15 protein-coding genes and 1 tRNA gene are annotated in these 15,872 nt (G+C 65.5%); 8 read left to right on the top strand and 8 right to left on the bottom strand.

Translation table 11 applies throughout. The annotated features are described in order from the left end of the window. The first annotated feature begins 92 nt into the window (after nt 1-92). Together ABIA70_RS12240 and ABIA70_RS12235 are read left to right on the top strand one after the other, a co-directional pair. Complete coding sequence (locus ABIA70_RS12240) at nt 93-998, top strand: CPBP family intramembrane glutamic endopeptidase (RefSeq protein ID WP_354147841.1); 906 nt, start codon at nt 93-95, stop codon at nt 996-998. Between the two features lie 596 nt (nt 999-1,594). Further along, a complete protein-coding gene (locus ABIA70_RS12235) occupies nt 1,595-2,587 on the top strand; it encodes a patatin-like phospholipase family protein (protein ID WP_354147840.1) in 993 nt (330 codons plus the stop codon). A gap of 72 nt (nt 2,588-2,659) precedes the next feature. Here ABIA70_RS12235 and ABIA70_RS12230 read toward each other — a convergent pair whose 3' ends face one another. Next, entirely contained in the window at nt 2,660-3,607 is a 948-nt protein-coding gene (locus tag ABIA70_RS12230; protein ID WP_354147839.1) for a DUF6454 family protein, read from the bottom strand. Between the two features lie 246 nt (nt 3,608-3,853). On the opposite strand from ABIA70_RS12230, the gene ABIA70_RS12225 reads away from it, so the two are divergent. Further along, nucleotides 3,854-5,389, top strand: coding sequence for an alkaline phosphatase D family protein (locus tag ABIA70_RS12225; protein WP_354147838.1), 1,536 nt, complete (start codon nt 3,854-3,856; stop codon nt 5,387-5,389). 124 nt (nt 5,390-5,513) lie between these two features. Here the strand turns inward: ABIA70_RS12225 and ABIA70_RS12220 are convergent. From ABIA70_RS12220 to tmk, 4 genes are all read right to left on the bottom strand, one after another. Further along, a tRNA-Thr gene (locus ABIA70_RS12220) sits at nt 5,514-5,586 on the bottom strand. A 96-nt stretch (nt 5,587-5,682) separates the two neighbouring features. Beyond that, a complete protein-coding gene (locus ABIA70_RS12215; RefSeq protein ID WP_354147837.1) occupies nt 5,683-7,251 on the bottom strand; it encodes an alpha/beta hydrolase in 1,569 nt (522 codons plus the stop codon). Nucleotides 7,252-7,273: 22 nt separating this feature from the next. Further along, complete coding sequence (locus tag ABIA70_RS12210) at nt 7,274-8,416, bottom strand: DNA polymerase III subunit delta' (protein ID WP_354147836.1); 1,143 nt, start codon at nt 8,414-8,416, stop codon at nt 7,274-7,276. Further along, entirely contained in the window at nt 8,413-9,069 is a 657-nt protein-coding gene (gene tmk / locus ABIA70_RS12205) for a dTMP kinase (protein ID WP_354147835.1), read from the bottom strand. The genes ABIA70_RS12210 and tmk overlap by 4 nt, the downstream gene beginning before the upstream one ends. Nucleotides 9,070-9,134: 65 nt before the next feature. On the opposite strand from tmk, the gene ABIA70_RS12200 reads away from it, so the two are divergent. Both ABIA70_RS12200 and ABIA70_RS12195 read left to right on the top strand, forming a co-directional pair. Continuing rightward, a complete protein-coding gene (locus ABIA70_RS12200) occupies nt 9,135-10,325 on the top strand; it encodes a trans-sulfuration enzyme family protein (protein ID WP_354147834.1) in 1,191 nt (396 codons plus the stop codon). A gap of 9 nt (nt 10,326-10,334) precedes the next feature. Further along, nucleotides 10,335-10,688 carry a DUF2516 family protein gene (locus ABIA70_RS12195; protein ID WP_354147833.1) on the top strand — a complete coding sequence of 118 codons (354 nt, stop codon included), beginning with the start codon at nt 10,335-10,337 and terminating at the stop codon, nt 10,686-10,688. On the opposite strand, the gene ABIA70_RS12190 is transcribed toward ABIA70_RS12195, so the two are convergent. Further along, nucleotides 10,673-11,545, bottom strand: coding sequence for a class I SAM-dependent methyltransferase (locus ABIA70_RS12190; RefSeq protein WP_502917200.1), 873 nt, complete (start codon nt 11,543-11,545; stop codon nt 10,673-10,675). The two genes, ABIA70_RS12195 and ABIA70_RS12190, sit on opposite strands and share 16 nt — an antisense overlap. A gap of 79 nt (nt 11,546-11,624) precedes the next feature. Between ABIA70_RS12190 and ABIA70_RS12185 the strand changes: the two genes are divergently transcribed. Next, nucleotides 11,625-12,371, top strand: coding sequence for a phosphoglyceromutase (locus tag ABIA70_RS12185; RefSeq protein ID WP_354147832.1), 747 nt, complete (start codon nt 11,625-11,627; stop codon nt 12,369-12,371). A gap of 67 nt (nt 12,372-12,438) precedes the next feature. Here the strand turns inward: ABIA70_RS12185 and phoU are convergent, their stop codons facing one another. Next, the gene (gene phoU, locus ABIA70_RS12180) at nt 12,439-13,092 is read right to left on the bottom strand and encodes a phosphate signaling complex protein PhoU (RefSeq protein WP_354147831.1); all 654 of its coding nucleotides are present in this window, start codon (nt 13,090-13,092) and stop codon (nt 12,439-12,441) included. 194 nt (nt 13,093-13,286) lie between these two features. On the opposite strand from phoU, the gene ABIA70_RS12175 reads away from it, so the two are divergent. Both ABIA70_RS12175 and ABIA70_RS12170 read left to right on the top strand, forming a co-directional pair. Next, nucleotides 13,287-14,504: a sensor histidine kinase gene (locus ABIA70_RS12175; RefSeq protein ID WP_354147830.1), complete on the top strand. Its 1,218-nt coding sequence runs from the start codon at nt 13,287-13,289 to the stop codon at nt 14,502-14,504. Beyond that, nucleotides 14,501-15,181: a response regulator gene (locus tag ABIA70_RS12170; protein ID WP_108598564.1), complete on the top strand. Its 681-nt coding sequence runs from the start codon at nt 14,501-14,503 to the stop codon at nt 15,179-15,181. Before ABIA70_RS12175 ends, ABIA70_RS12170 begins: the two co-directional genes overlap by 4 nt. Before the next feature lie 124 nt (nt 15,182-15,305). Here ABIA70_RS12170 and ABIA70_RS12165 read toward each other — a convergent pair whose 3' ends face one another. Beyond that, nucleotides 15,306-15,851: a hypothetical protein gene (locus tag ABIA70_RS12165; protein WP_354148299.1), complete on the bottom strand. Its 546-nt coding sequence runs from the start codon at nt 15,849-15,851 to the stop codon at nt 15,306-15,308. Nucleotides 15,852-15,872: the final 21 nt, after the last annotated feature.

Here is a 15,872-nt window from a genome sequence, read left to right as displayed (position 1 = left end):
CCCTTGTGCCGCCCTCGCCTGCGGCAGACGCTTGATCTCGGGGGAGGTGCCATCGGGGAGACGGCACGGCAGGTGTTTGCGAGGAGGCCGGGATGGCAACCGCTAACCAACGACGGCGGGACACAACGCTTGAGCCCGGGGTTCCGACGGGGGCCGGGAACGGAATCAGATCGTTCCTAAGCCGTCACCCCGTGGTTTCCTACTACATGCTGGTGTTCGCCATCTCGTGGGGTGGAATTGTCCTCGTCATGGGGCCCGGCGGGATGTTCAGCACCGGAGCAACAATGCCAGTCGCCGGGGGAGCGCTGCTGACCGCCGGCCCAAGCGTCGCCGGCCTCGCAATGACGGTTCTGGTGGACGGGAGGGAAGGCCTGCGCCGGCTCGGCTCAAGGTTGCGGCGCTGGCAAGTTGGAGTTCGCTGGTACCTCGTGGCATTTCTGACGGGACCGGCCGTGATTGGGGCGACAACGTTAGGGCTTTCCCTCGCGTTCCACGAGTTCCGTCCCAACTTCGTTCCCGCTGCCGACACTTTTGGCATCGTGGTGGCCGGGGTTGCCCTGGGACTCATGGTCAGTCTGCTCGAAGAGCTGGGCTGGACGGGATTTGCCCTGCCCCGGCTGCGGCGGCGTTTCAGCGTTCTTGCCACCGGGCTCGTCATGGGACTGCTCTGGGGCGCCTGGCACTTCCCGATGTTCGGCGGGACGACGGATCCTTCTGGCACGCTGCCGAACCTTCTCGTGGTCGCGGTGTTCCTGTTCGCGTGGCTTCCTCCATACAGGGTCCTGATGGTGTGGGTTTACGACCGGACGCAGAGCCTGCTCCTTGCAATCCTGATGCACGCGCCAATCTCCGCAACCACGTTCGTCCTCGCAGCGCTGGGCTCAGAGGCCACATCAGGAATCCCGCTCGTGGCACCGGTGCTCATATGGGCTGCCCTGCTCTGGCTGATCGTCGGCGTGGTGGCATGGGCGAACGGCGGACGGCTTACGCACAGGTGACCGATGCACTGCCTGCCTTAGCGGTGAGTGGTTATCAGCCGGGATGTGCGCCGGCGTACGGCCCGGACTTTTCGTGGTTTTCCGGTCACATGCCTCCGCCTCAGGCCGGTGGCCCTCTTTCGGGGCTCCCTGATTCCTGCGCGGCGTTCAGCGCGGCCGAGAAGGGCAAGCATGCTGGAGGTGATCACGACCCAGAGCACTGCGGTAGCAAGGACGATGAAAATGGAGGTCAAGGTGTCCATGTGGGTCTTCCAGAGGGATAACTCGGTGACGGGAAAATTCGCCGGTACCGGTAGTAGGTGTCCCTTTGTCTGGAGACTTGCCTGCATGATCTCAGATTCCGCGTCCAGCCGGAAGTCCCCCGCGGCAAGGGATATTTCGGTCCATTTCAGCGGTCCCGCGTACAGGTCCTCCCGCCCATGGCGCACCGCGACGCCGTCGTGATAGCTTTCCGGTAATCGTGATCAATTCGGCAGGAGGTGAGACCCATGAGCGCAGTATCCAAAGTGGGTGCTCCCTTGCAGTCCACGATCGCGCGCGGCTGAGGTAGTCGCAGCCGGGAGCGCCTGACAGGCAATTCGCGAAAGGCGACTCCCATGAACACAACACCTTTTTCACCCCTGCAGTTAACCCCGACGACGGCCTCCGACCTGCCGGGGTCCGGGCAGGACCGGCCGCAGATCGACGCCACAAGGCGGATACGCGCCGGGGGCGCGCGGGCTTTGGTCCTCGGCGGCGGCGGATCGACGGGCAATGCGTGGCTGATCGGCGTCGTCGCCGGCCTTTTCGACGCCGGGCTGGACGTGACCACAGCGGACCTGACCGTCGGGACCTCAGCCGGGTCTACGGCCGCTGCCCAGATCGCTGGCGCGAGCCCCACCCAACTGCTGGCCGACGTCCTTTCCGCTGCGCCCCCGCCACGGACCACTCCGGCGGGGTCCGGCCGGGAACCCGTTCGCATCCCGCCGCCGGACCATATGGAGAGAACGAGCCGGATCATCGCCGCCGCCGAGGATGCGGCTGACATGCGCCGCAGAATGGGTGCCGCGGCACTCGAGCTGGATGCGGCGTCGGACGGCTCCTGGCAAACGCGGTGGCGCGCTACCGTCGCCGCCCGGCTCCCAGGCCAGAGCTGGCCGGAACGAACGGTGATCTTCACTGCTGTTGATGCCTGCACCGGCGAACCGGTCGTGTTCGACCGGCACAGCGGTGTCGACGTGGTGGACGCCGTGGCCGCCAGCTGTGCCAGCGGCCTTCCCTACAGGATCGGGGACAACCGATATATCGACGGCGGCTTCCGATCCAACGCCGATAACGCCGATCTGGCGGCCGGATATGCACGTGTGCTGGTGCTGTCACCATTCGGCGGCAGGTCACGGACTCCCGCGGACTGGGGCACGCATCTGGCGACACAAGTCAAAGACCTTCGGGCCGGCGGCAGCAGAGTCGAAACAGTCTTCCCGGATAACAACTCCGAGCACCTGTTCGGCGCCAATTCGATGGATCCGTTACTGCGTCCGCCCGCGGCTCGTGCCGGTTTCAACCAAGGCAGGGCTCTTGCCATGCAGCTCATGGAATTCTGGCGCTGACGGGGAAGGCGCCTGAGGGGCAGCACTTGGTGTTAAGAGTACTGCCCCCCACATGGCCGCGTTACTGCCTGCTTAGGGGCGGGCTTCAAACACGAAGAGTTCGGTTCCAGCGACTTCTTCGCCGTCGTCGGGCGCGGCGAACAGGCGCAGCACACCGCCGTCGGATTCCAGGGCAACCGGGTTGCGGGTCATCGAGTGCCCGGCGGTGGAGAACTTCTGGAAGGGGACTTCGTGGACAATCGTTGCGTCTGTGAGGTCGGTCAGGGCGAGGCCGCCGAGCTCGAACGGCTTCCCGTCAGCAGTCTTGAGGCCCGTAACACCCGTGCAGAGCTGGTGCCCGGCTCCGGCGTACTCGCAGTCCTGGTAGTCGATGAAGTGGCTGGGGTTGGCCTGCGTGCCCAGGAGGCTGCCCTGGGTGTTCCAAGTGAACAGTTTGCGCGAACCCCAGCTGACGCCGCTGATCCGGTTGGTCTTGCGGTCGGCCACGACCCCGCCAACGTGGTCCGCCTGACGGAACTGCTCCGTGACCTCGTACGTATCCGGGTTGATGGTGTACACGATGGAGCTGCTGTTGGGCCGGTACTCGGCCACCGGAACCCAGACCTTCCCGCCGTCGAAGTCCGTGCCGCCCGGGTGGTAGATCGTGTCCTCACCCAGGACGATGTCTTTGAGCAGCTTTCCCTGCCGGTCAATGACGAAGACGTGGCCGCGGCCCTTGCCGGTTGTGCGGTCGTAACCGTCGACGGGCGAGGGGTAGCGCACCGTCGGTTCAAGGATCTCGACGCTGCTGAGGAATATCTTGTCGCCGACCAGCGACATGCCCTGCGGGTGGAAGGTCGGGAAGTCCAGCTTGAGCTTCTGGACCTGGTCCCACTGGGTGTTGCGGTCCACCCGGGTGAAAGCCTCTGCTTCTGCCGTCAGGCCCTTAGGGGTTTGCCCGTTGGTCGCCACAGCGGAGGTTCCGGCTGTCAGGGTGGCCGCGGCGACTGCTGCGATGGCCAGGACGCGCTTCATCTTCATATCTGCTCCAGGTGCGTGATAGGGGTGCCCGGTGACCGGGCGCGATCCAACCTAGCCGCCCGGGATGGCAGGACAGACAACGGCAGGTGTCGGGACGGTGAAGCATGCGGCCCGGACCGTGGAGACCCGGCGATGGACGCCCGCATCCGTGCGAGTTGGCAGCGCGTTCACCACGGGTTCACTGTCTCCTCAGATCACACTGGCTGAATGGGGCGGGACATCAACCGAATCCTTTGAGGAGACATCATGTCCCGTTCCTTTGCCACATCCCGCCGCCGGTTCCTCGCCCTATCCGGGGGCGCGGCCGCGACAGCGGCCATCTACGGCTTCTCCACGGCCCCCGCATGGGCTGAACCGCGCTTTCCGCAGAACCCCTTCACCTTGGGCATCGCTTCGGGTGACCCCACACCCGACGGCGTCGTGCTGTGGACCCGTTTGGCTCCCGAACCCCAGGCAGCAGACGGGCTGGGCGGCATGCCCCCGTATACGGTCCAGGTGAGCTGGCAGGTCGCCATCGACCCGGACTTCCGCACAGTAGTCAAGGCGGGCAGTGAGAGCGCCACCCCTGAACTGGCCCATTCCGTGCACGCCGAAGTCGGCGGGCTGCTCCCCTCTGCGGACTACTGGTTCCGGTTCCGCGTCGGCAGTGCGGAAAGCCCGGTCGGGCACACCCGCACTGCACCGGCCGCCGGGTCGGACCCGGGCAAGATCACCTTCGCGCTGGCTTCGTGCCAGTCGTGGGCCGGCGGCCGCTATGCCGCGTACCGCACCATGGCACAGGAGGACCTCGATCTGGTGGTGCATGTGGGTGACTACACCTATGAAGGCAGGAACCACGAGACACTGGCCGACTTCCGCAACAACCACGCGAAGTACAAGAGCTCGCCGGACCTGCAGGCCGCGCACGCCAGGTTCCCGTTCGTCGTGACCTTCGATGACCACGAAGTCGAAAACAACTGGGCGGACGGTGTGTCCCAGCCGGACAACGAGGCGTCCAATGACCCGCAGCGGTTCCTCCAGCTGCGCGCCAACGCTTTCCAGGCCTACTACGAGCACCTGCCGCTGCGTCGCCCCCAACGGCCCACCGGCCCGGATATGGTCCTCTACCGGGGACTGGACTACGGCAACCTGGCAAAATTCCATGTACTGGACACCCGCCAATACCGCTCGGACCAGCTGACCGAGAACTTCCCGGGCGGCCCGCAGCACCCCGGCGTGTACGACCCCTCACGCACGCTGATGGGGGACGCGCAGGAACAGTGGCTCTTCCAGGGGCTCGCATCCTCGTCCGCACGCTGGAATGTCATCGCCCAGCAGACCATGATGGCCCAGTACGACTATGACCCGTCCGAGATTCTTTCGGTCAACCACGACCAATGGGACGGCTACGTGGTTTCGCGGAACCGCCTCACCAACTTCATCAACCAGCAGAACCCGGCCAACCCTGTGATCCTGAGCGGCGACTGGCACTCCGCGTTTGTCAACGATGTCCTGCTCGACCACGCGGACCCGGCCTCCAAGGCCGTTACCACGGAGTTCGTCGGAACCTCAATCAGCTCCGGATGCGGCTGGGCCCAGGCCATCAAGAACGGGCTGCCAGCCAACCCGCACACCCGCTACATCAACCCGGACAAGCGGGGCTGGACCCGCTGCACGGTGACCCCGGACGAGTTCCGCAGCGATTACCTCGTAGTGGCTTCTGCCGCCGACACCGCTTCACCGGCCGTCGTCGACGCTTCCTTCGTGGTCCGCAACGGCGAGCCCGGCGCCCAGCGGGCCTGACACCAGAAGGGCGGGGCGGCCAGTCCAGCGATGCTGGCCGCCCGGCCTCGAAGCCAGGGCACAGCTTAACCAGCGAAAAACCCCGGAAACCCCTGAATCCAGGGGCTGTCCGGGGTTTATCCCGAGCTTCCTATCAGAATCGAACTGATGACCTTTTCATTACGAGTGAAACGCTCTACCGACTGAGCTAAGGAAGCACCGCATAAGAACTCCCGGCTAACCGGGCGGTTCATGCAAGAGTCAACTGTAATAGAGTCCCGCCGCCCGGGTCAAAATGGACCCGTAGCAGGCCCTCAGCAGACCGTGTTGTCGGCGGGAACCTTGCCGTTCACGAGGTAGCCGTCCACCGCGTCCTCGAGGCAGCTGTTGGCGCGGCCGTAGGCAGTGTGCCCTTCCCCCTGCCAGGTGAGCAGGGACGCGTTCCCCAGTTGCTTGCGGAGCGACGAAGCCCACTCCACCGGAGTGGCCGGATCCCCTGTCGTTCCGATGACGACGATGGGGGATTCGCCGGTGTACTCCACAGGCGCCGGCGTCCGGACGCTGTCAAAGGGCCAGTCGACGCAGTTGGTGCCACCGTAGGCAAAGAAGTAGCCCAGCGTCGGCGAGGCCTGACGCAGCCTCTCTTCTTCGGCGCGCATGCTGGCCGTGTCGGAAACCATGGGGTAGTCCAGGCAGTTGATGGCGTTGAAGGCAAAGGTCGAGTTGGACGTGTACTGCCCGTTGGGTGCCCTGTCCGCGCCGAGGTCAGCCAGCCTGAGCATCAGGCTGACATTGCCCGCGAATGCGGCTTCAAGGGACTGGGTCAGCGCCGGCCAGCTCTCGTCGTTGTACAGCGGGGTGATGAGGCCGCTGACGAACGTATTGGCGTTCACCAGGCGGCCGTCCTTGGCCGTCCGGGGCGTCTCCTGGACCGACTTGATGAGGTCCTGGATCTGTCCAACGCCGTCATCGACGCTCCCGCTGAGGGGGCAGGCTTTTTCCTTGAGGCAGTGGGCGACGTAGCTTCTGACCGCCTTTTCGAAGGCAACGGCCTGGCCGCTGGTCAGTTCCTCGCTGCTGATGGACGGGTCAAGGGCACCGTCGAGGACCATGCGGCCCACGTTGTCCGGGAAGAGGGAGGCGTAGGTGGAACCCAGGAATGTGCCGTAGGAGTATCCCAGGTAATTGAGCTTGGAGTCGTTGACCACCGCACGCAGGATGTCCAGGTCCTTGGCCGAGCTGACCGTGTCGATGTGGCCAAGGACGGGTCCGGTCTGCTCTGCGCACTGCGCCGCAATGGCTTTGTTGTCGGCCAGCGCCGACGCCAGCCCGGCGTCGGTATCAAGGGCATAAACCTTGGCACGCGAAGCGTCCCGCTCCGCATCGGTCATGCACTTGACGGGGGCGGAGCGCTTGACGCCGCGGGGATCGAAGCCCACGACGTCGTAGCTGGCGCGGACCGGCTGGGAGAAGTGCGTTGCGGCGGCGTCCTTGACGAAGTCGTAGCCGGACCCGCCCGGACCGCCGGGGTTCACCAGCAGTGTCCCCGTCTTGCTGCCGGTGCTGGGGGCCTTCAGCGCTTCTATCCGGATCTTCTCGCCCGCGGGCTCCGCGTAGTTGAGCGGCACCGTCACCTTTGCGCACTGGAAGCCGCCGCCTTCGCACGCTTCCCAGACGACTTCCTGGGAATAGTAGGAATCCAATCCGGCAGGTGCTGACGCCACGATGGAGGGGTCCGCCTTTGCCGTGGCAGGGGCCTTGTCCTCGGTGCTCCCGTTGAGGATGCTGCACGAAGCCAGCGTCAGGGCCAGGACAAGGGCGCCGGCAGCCCGTAGTCCAATCACCAGGGATCTGGAACGCGCGGGCAGGGGGCGAGCAGTCATCGAGAGGTCTCCTTGTAAGGGGCTAGATCAGGCTGGCTGCCATGGACTCAATAGTCAACAGCGGAGCAACGTTGGTGGTGGTGATGCGTTGGCGTGCTTTGTTGATGGCGTCCATCCGGGCCAGCGTTGCCTCCGGGGTGGTCCGGCCGGCAAATTCCTCCAGCTCACCCCTTAGCTCAACGTTCACCAGCTCCACAGCATTCCCAAGCTGGATAATCAGCACATCCCGGTAGAACGACAGCAGGTCCGTCAGTGTCCTGTCCAGCGAATCGGTGATGGACCGTTTGGCCCGGCGCTTCTGGTCATCTTCGAGCTGCCGGACCTGGCTGCGCATGGCAGGTGGGAGCGTTCCGGACTCCGGGGCGCCCAGGGTGGCCAGCAGCGCAGCCTTCTCGGCGGCGTCGCGCTCTTCATTGGAGCTGTTGGCCTCTGCGGTGGCGATCTTCACCAGCTTGTCCGCCATCATCACCGCTGCGGTCACGCCGCGCAGCCCCAAGGGGAACCTGACGGTTTCCAGCCGGCGTTCCCTCGCCTCGGGGTCCCGCGCCAGCCGCCGGGCGATCCCCACATGGCTCTGGGCAGCCCGGGCCGCGCGTTCGGCCAGTGCGGGGTCCACCCCGTCGCGCTTGACCAGCAGCGCTGCGACGTCGGCGGCCGGCGGCAGGCGAAGCGCCACGGCGCGGCACCGGGAACGGATGGTCACCAGAACGTCGGCGGGCGATGGCGCGCACAGCATCCAGATGGTCCGGGGCGTGGGTTCCTCGATGGCCTTGAGCAGTACGTTCGTGGTGCGTTCGGCCATCCGGTCCGCATCCTCGACTACGATGATGCGCCAGCGTCCGGACGAGGGCCGGTTGCCCGCCGTCGACACCAGCTCGCGGGCTTCATCAATGGTTATGGTGACCTTTTCGGTACGGACGAACGTGACGTCCGAATGCGTCTCCCCGAGGATCGTCAGGCAGGCCGGACACTCCCCGCACCCGCGCATGTTGACGTCTTCCTGATCGCAGTTCAGCGCTGCGGCAAAAGCCTTGGCGGCATTGGAACGCCCCGATCCGGGCGGGCCGGTGAACAGCCAGGCATGGGTGAGCCCCTCACCGGAAGTTGCGTGCCGGAGCTGTTCGACGACGGCGGACTGGCCCTGCAGGTCGTCCCAGACCGTCACGCGGCGCCCCTGCCGGCAGACGCAAGAAGGGCGTCGACGCGGGCCAGGATCCGCCCGGCAATCTCTTCGACCGGCAGGTGGGCGGGGATGACGAGGTAGGTGTCCGGCCGGCTGTCCGCCAGGTCGAGGAACGCTGCGCGGATGGTGGTGTGGAACTCGTCAGCCTCTGATTCCAGGCGGTCTTCAGCAGCATCACCGGCGGTCCGGCGGCGGCGCCCGTCGGCAGGATCCACATCCAGGAGCACCGTGAGATCAGGCTGGAGCCCGGAAGTGGCCCACTCGTTCAAGGACCGGACCGCATCGGCGCCGAGGCCACGGCCGGCGCCCTGGTAAGCCACGGAGGAGTCGATGTAACGGTCAGTCAGGACCACCTCGCCGCGCTCGAGCGCCGGGCGGATCACCTGGCTGGCGTGGGCAGCACGCGAGGCTGCGAAAATCAGGGCTTCTGTGTGGGCATCGATGTGGCCATGGCCGTGGTCCAGGACCAGGGAGCGGAGCTTTTCGCCAATGGGAGTGCCACCGGGCTCGCGCGTCCGCAGGACCGTGAGGCCGCGCGCCTCGAGCGCGGTGGCAAGCCGGCCCGCCTGCGTGGACTTGCCGGCACCGTCGCCGCCTTCAAAGGCGATGAAAAGTCCGGGGCTTTGCGTGTTCACTGCTCAAGACTACCGACTTCCAAGCCAACTTCGGGCCCCGCCTTACGGCCAAGTACGCTTTCCCCATGAGTCTTTCGGAGCAGCATGCAGCGTCCCTGTCGGCCGAAACGGTGGTGGTTGCCGCCGGCCGGCCGCCACGGAAGCGGGACGAGCCCGTGAACCCACCTATTGTGCTGTCCTCGACGTATTTCGGAACCGGCGCACTGGCTGATGGCGACCGCGGCTACGGCCGCTATGCCAATCCCACCTGGGATCCCTTCGAAGAGGCACTGGGCCAGCTGGAAGGTTCGGAGCTTCCCGGGCTGCTTTATGCTTCAGGGCTTGCCGCTGTGAGTTCCGCCCTGTCCCTGCTGCCGGCGGGCGGCGTCCTGGTCATGCCTTCCCACAGCTACTCGGGCTCGCTGGTGATGGCCACAGAGCTGGCACAGAAGGGCTTCCTGGAACTCCGGACGGTGGACATTGCCGACACTGATGCCGTGAAGGAACAGCTGGCCCCGCAGGGACAGAACGCCAAGGCGGCCAGGATGCTCTGGCTCGAAAGCCCCACCAACCCCATGCTCGGCATTGCCGACATCCGCGAACTCACGGCAGCGGCCCACGCGGTGGGAGCCATCGTCGTCACGGACAACACCTTCTCCACCCCCCTCGTGCAGCAGCCCCTGTCCCTGGGTTCGGACGTCGTGCTGCACTCCGTGACAAAGTACCTGGCCGGCCATTCCGACGTCGTTCTCGGCGCCCTGGTGACCTCCAACCCGGACATCCGGGCAGCTTTGCTGCACCACCGCATCATCCACGGCGGCATTGCCGGCCCGTTCGAAGCGTGGCTGGCACTTCGGGGGCTCCGCACGCTGGCTCTGCGCGTGGAACGTTCGCAGGCCTCGGCTGCGGTCCTGGCCGAACGCCTCAGCACGCACCCCCTGATCGAAGCCATCCGCTTTCCGGGACTCCCCTCCGACCCTGGCCACGAACGGGCAAAGTCGCAGATGACCGGTTTTGGTTCCATCGTGTGCGTGGAGATCGCGCCGGCGGCCGGCCTGAACGGGGCGGACGCCGCGGACAAACTGGTGCAGGGGCTGCGGCTCTGGCTGCCGGCCACGTCCCTGGGCGGCGTGGAATCGCTGATCGAACGGCGCCGCAGGCACACTGCTGAGCCGCTGAGTGTGCCGGAGAACCTGGTGCGCCTGAGTGTAGGCATCGAGAATGTCGAGGACCTCTGGGCCGATTTGAAGCAGGCGCTGGACTCACTGGGCCGCTAGGCTTGGATGGTGGACGGTGAATTGATTATTCGGCCTGTTGAGACGGCCCTGTTTTTTATCCTTGCCCTGGTGGCACTGGGACTTGAAGTTTGGGCCCTGCTGGATTGTGTCCGGCACAAGCCCGGCGCCTTCGAAGCCACAGGCAAACGGACCAAGACGTTCTGGCTTGCGCTGACAGGTGGTGCCACCCTCGTTGGTGTCATCTCGTTCTTCGGCAGCGGCGGCGGAATCTTCGGCACCCTCGGCCTGTTCGGGCTGGCCGCCGTCGTGGCCGCCTCCGTCTACCTGGCAGACGTCCGCCCGGCAGTCAAGGACGCCGGCCGCGGCGGCAACCGCAGCACCGGGCCCTACGGCCCCTGGTGACCCAGCGGCGCCACCGCTGCCCAATCCACAGTGAGCTCACCCAGGCGCCACCGCGACGGCCCGTCCTGGACCGGCCACCCGCCGTCGAGCAGTGCCCTGCACATGGCATGCCACCGCTGCCTGTTGCCGAACGGGGCCAGCGGCGCCGACTCCAGCCAGGCCCGGTCCATGGCCTGCATCAGTTTGTGGACAGGTTCGCCCGGGACGTTGCGGTGGATGAGTACCTTCGGCAACCGCTCCGCAACTTCCGACGGCAGGTCAAAGCTGCCGAACCGCACGGACATGCTCAATGACAATGGCCGCTCCGCATCGAGGGCAACCCACGTCACGCGCCGTCCGATCTCATCGCACGTTCCGTCAATAAAGAGCCCGCCGGGAGCAAGCCGGCCCTGGACCAGCCGCCAGATACCGGCCACATCCGCTTCCTCGTACTGCCTCAGAACATTGAAGGCCCTGACCAGGACGGGCCTGTCGGCCAGGGGCAATTCGAAGCCGCCCACCCGGAAGGTCAGCCCCGGCCGTTCCAGGGCTTTGGCCACCCGGACCCGCTCGGGTTCGATTTCGATCCCGCAGACCCGCACATCGTGCCGGACAGTGCGGAGGCGGTCAAAGAGTTCGACGGCGGTGGCGGGCGTCGCGCCGTAGCCCAGGTCAACCACCAACGGGTCTTCGGCCGCCCGCAGCCGCCAGGCCTGCGGACCGGTGAGCCAGCGGTCCAGCCTTCGCATCCGGTTGGGGTTGGTGGTGCCGCGGGTGACGTTACCGACGGGCCGGCCAGACCTCCCCTTAGGGGCCATCCTGACCGGGCTGTTGCCGGAGATCTGGGCGGACGCCACCCGTTCAGCTTTTTGCACCACCGCCCAACCTTATCCTTGCGACAGTGCAGGGCTTGTAATGCTGGGCGGGCTGCAACGCCGCTCAGCTAGGATGAAAATCATGACTTACAAGCTGATTCTGCTGCGCCACGGCCACAGCGAATGGAACGCCAAGAACCTGTTCACCGGCTGGGTGGACGTAGACCTGAACGACCAAGGGCGCGAGGAAGCAGCCCGCGGCGGTGAGCTCCTGGTGGAGCACAACGTCCTGCCGGACATTCTGTACACGTCGCTCCTGAAGCGGGCCATCAACACGGCGAACATCGCACTGGACAAGGCCGACCGTGGCTGGATCCCGGTCAAGCGCGACTGGCGCCTGAACGAACGCCACTACGGCGCCCTGCAGGGCAAGGACAAGGCCCAGACCCTTGCCGAGTACGGCGAAGAGCAGTTCATGGAATGGCGCCGCTCCTATGACACCCCGCCGCCGCCGCTGGACGATGACTCAGAGTTCTCCCAGGTGGGGGATCCCCGTTATGCGGACCTCGGCGACGCCATGCCCCGCACCGAATGCCTCAAGGATGTCCTCGTCCGCCTGCTGCCTTACTGGGAATCGGACATCAAGGCAGACCTGAAGGCAGGCAAGACCGTCCTGGTCACCGCCCACGGAAACTCGCTCCGCGCGCTGGTCAAGCACCTGGACGGGATCAGCGACGACGCCATTGCCGGCCTGAACATCCCCACCGGCATCCCGCTGGTCTATGACCTGGATGAGGACTTCCAGCCGATCAAGGCCGGCGGAACGTACCTTGACCCGGAAGCCGCCGCGGAAGCCATCCTGGCCGTGGCCAACCAGGGCAAGAAATAGGGTAAAACGACGACGGCGGGCCGGTCACCTCAGGTGACCGGCCCGCCGTCGTCGGTGGAACAGTGGGCTAGAGAGCCTGCGGCTGCCATTCGCCGGTGACGAGGTAGGTCACCTTGCGGGCCACCGACACCCCGTGGTCGGCGAAGCGTTCGAAGTAGCGGCTGGCGAGTGCCACGTCCACGGTGGTGGCGGGTGTCTCGGCCCAGTCCGGGGAAGCGATCGCCTTGAAGACGCTCAGGTGAAGGTCGTCGATGGTGGTGTTGGCCTTGAGGATGTCGCGGGCAACTTCCAGGTCACGGGTTTCCAGCAGCACAGTGAGCTTCTCGGCAATCAACCGGTCCAGTTCGGCCATTTTCTCGAACGTGGGAGTCATGGAGGCCGGGATCACGGTGGACGGGAAGCGCAGCCGTGCGAGCTGCGCGATGTGGCGGGCAAGATCACCCATCCGCTCGAGCGAAGCGCTCATGCGCAGGGCGCCCACGATCATCCGGAGGTCACTGGCCACCGGTCCCTGCAGGGCGAGGATGTCGATGGCACGCTCATCCAGGCTGTTCTGCAGGAAATCGATGCGGGCGTCCGCAGCAATAACGTCTTCGGCCAGATCCACGTCGGCAACCTGGAAGGAGGTGGTGGCCTTCCCGATGGCCTCGCTGACCAACCCGGAAATCTCAACGAGCTGTTCACCCACCTGGGTCAGCTCTTCCTGAAAAACCTTACGCACGTGGCGTCCTTTCCTTGGAACTCCGCACCGCCCATGTGGCAGACGGAACTCATGTCGCCGTTCGGCACTCCGACGGGTAACTCTGTCAGCGGGCGATGAACTCTTTATCGTTTATAGGTGAACGTTAGCTGAACCGTTCGTGCAATGGCCCGGGATGCACCGGTATGCCACTAGTCACAGCATAAGCTGGAGCCGTGGATTCTACGCTCATCGGTGTCATTGCCGGCCTGGTTGGCCTGGCGTTAGGCACCTTCGGCGTGCTCGCGTTCAGGGTCAGTGAACAGCAGCGGCAGCTTGTCGACGTCGACGACGACGAACTCACCCTGCCGCCGGGTGCGGCGGAGGTGCTGGCGGTCGTCGGGCGGGCTTTTGTGGTGGTGGACGCCGTGGACGGCGTGGTCCGGGCAAGCCCTGCCGCCTACGCTTACGGGCTCGTCCGCGGCCATACCGTAGTCCACAAGCAGCTGCTGGACATGACGGCCGGGGTGCGCCGCGACGGTGTCATCCTGGAAAAGCGGCTCGAGCTACCGCGCGGCCCGCTGGGCCAGGGGACAATCATCGTGCAGGTGCGTGCAGCCATGCTCGGCGAGGAATACATCCTGCTGCTTGCCGATGACCGTACCGAAATCACCCGCACCGAAGAGATCCGGAACGACTTCGTTGCCAACGTCTCGCACGAGCTGAAGACCCCGGTAGGTGCAATTTCCCTGTTGGCCGAGGCGCTGGAGTCCTCGGCAGACGACCCCGAGGCTGTCCGGCGGTTCGCCAAGCGGATGCACAAGGAATCAGGCCGGCTTGCGGCCTTGGTGCAGGACATCATCGAACTCTCACGCCTCCAAGGTGCCAGCGTCTCCCAGGAAGGCACGGCGGTGGACATCAACGCCGTGATCTCCGAAGCGGTGGACCGGTCCCAGCTCCCCGCCGAAAGCAAGAACATCCGGATAGTTGTCGGTGACCGGGTCGAGGCCAAGGTATTCGGTGACCGCGACCTGCTCGTTACGGCGCTGCGGAACCTGATCGACAATGCCATCCGCTACTCGCCTGAAAACACCAAGGTGGGTGTCGGTGTCCGTTCCAAGGAAGGGCTCATCTCTGTCTCCGTCACGGACCAGGGGGAGGGCATGAGCCTGGAGGACCAGGAGCGCGTCTTCGAGCGGTTCTACCGGGTGGATGCCGCACGGTCGCGCCACACGGGCGGGACGGGCCTTGGCCTCAGCATCGTCAAGCACGTCGCCTCCAACCACGGCGGTGAGGTGACCCTGTGGTCCCGGCCCGGCCAGGGTTCCACGTTCACCCTGAGGCTGCCCGAGATGGAAACGCAGGACGAACCGGAACCTGCAGGAGTCAAAGAACGAGCTGTACACGAGCGCGTTAAAGAACGCGGCGTACATGAGCAAGGAGCCAGCGCTTGAGCCGTATTTTGATAGTCGAGGACGAAGAGTCGTTCAGCGACCCCCTGTCGTATCTGCTGGGCAAAGAGGGGTTCGAAGTCGAGGTTGTGGATAACGGCCTGGACGCCATCACCGAATTCGACCGGAACGGTGCGGACTTGGTGCTGCTGGACCTCCAGCTGCCCGGCCTGTCAGGCACGGAGGTCTGCCGCCAGCTGCGTCAGCGCTCCAGCGTCCCGGTGATCATGCTGACCGCCAAGGATTCGGAAATTGACAAGGTGGTCGGCCTCGAACTTGGTGCCGACGATTACGTCACCAAGCCGTACTCCTCCCGCGAGCTGGTAGCCCGCGTGCGGGCGGTGCTCCGCAGGCAGGGCGAGCCTGAGGAACTGATCTCGGCCACCGTCCAGGCGGGCCCTGTCCGGATGGACATCGAGCGCCACGTAGTGAGCGTGGGCGGCGAACAGGTCCTGCTTCCGCTGAAGGAATTCGAGCTCCTGGAAATGCTCTTGCGCAACTCCGGCCGGGTACTGACCCGCGGCCAGCTGATCGACCGGGTCTGGGGGTCCGATTACGTGGGGGACACCAAGACCCTGGACGTCCACGTCAAGCGGCTCCGCGGCAAGATCGAACCGGACCCCTCAGTGCCCCGCTACCTGGTCACCGTCCGCGGCCTCGGCTACAAGTTCGAGCCGTAGACAGAACCCAGCCGGGCAGGCAACAACAGGCAACATGCAAAAACGGAGGGCCTCCCGCCGGGAGACCCTCCGTTTTTGCATTTTCAGTTTCGCCGGTGCGGCACCGCTTTCGCGGAAGGACCGTCTAGTGGCCTGCACCCGTGGCGGTGGCCGACGGTGACGGGGTGGGCGAGCCGGAGGTGATGGGTTCGCTGCCTGCCGGCAGGTACTCCTTGTACTCGGCCAGTGTGCCGTCCAGGACCGGCACGCGGACCGTCTTGGTTACGTCGGTGCCGTCCTCAGTGACCTTGAGGTCCACGAGTGAACCGGCAATGCCGCCGGAGGTGCTGAGGATGGCTTCGTCGGCGGAGTCGTTGAGCAGGGTGTAGGAGTTGGCTTTCACCGCAACCTGCGTCCTGGAACCCTGCGCACCATTGACCGTGAGTTTAACGTCCTGCGAAGAGGAGTTGTACACGGCGCCAAGCAGGCGGCCGGGCTTGTCTTCGCCACCGGAAACGATCAGCATGTTCCGCAGCTGCAGCGGTCCGACGTCGGCGCGGATGCCGTCGGACGAGGCGTACTGGTGAGTGGTCTGCTGGGGATTGATGTAGCCGCAGCCGGTCATGGTCGCCAGGCCCAGGGCCAGGGCTCCTGCTGCCAGTGCCAGTTTGCCGCTCTGGGCCCGGTTCATCGCAGTGAAACGCACGTCACG

It is taken from the genome of Arthrobacter sp. 754 (assembly GCF_040548695.1).
Lineage (GTDB): Bacteria > Actinomycetota > Actinomycetes > Actinomycetales > Micrococcaceae > Arthrobacter.
The sequence above is the reverse complement of the archived record's forward strand: the minus strand, read 5'-3'. Positions and strand labels throughout refer to the sequence as shown.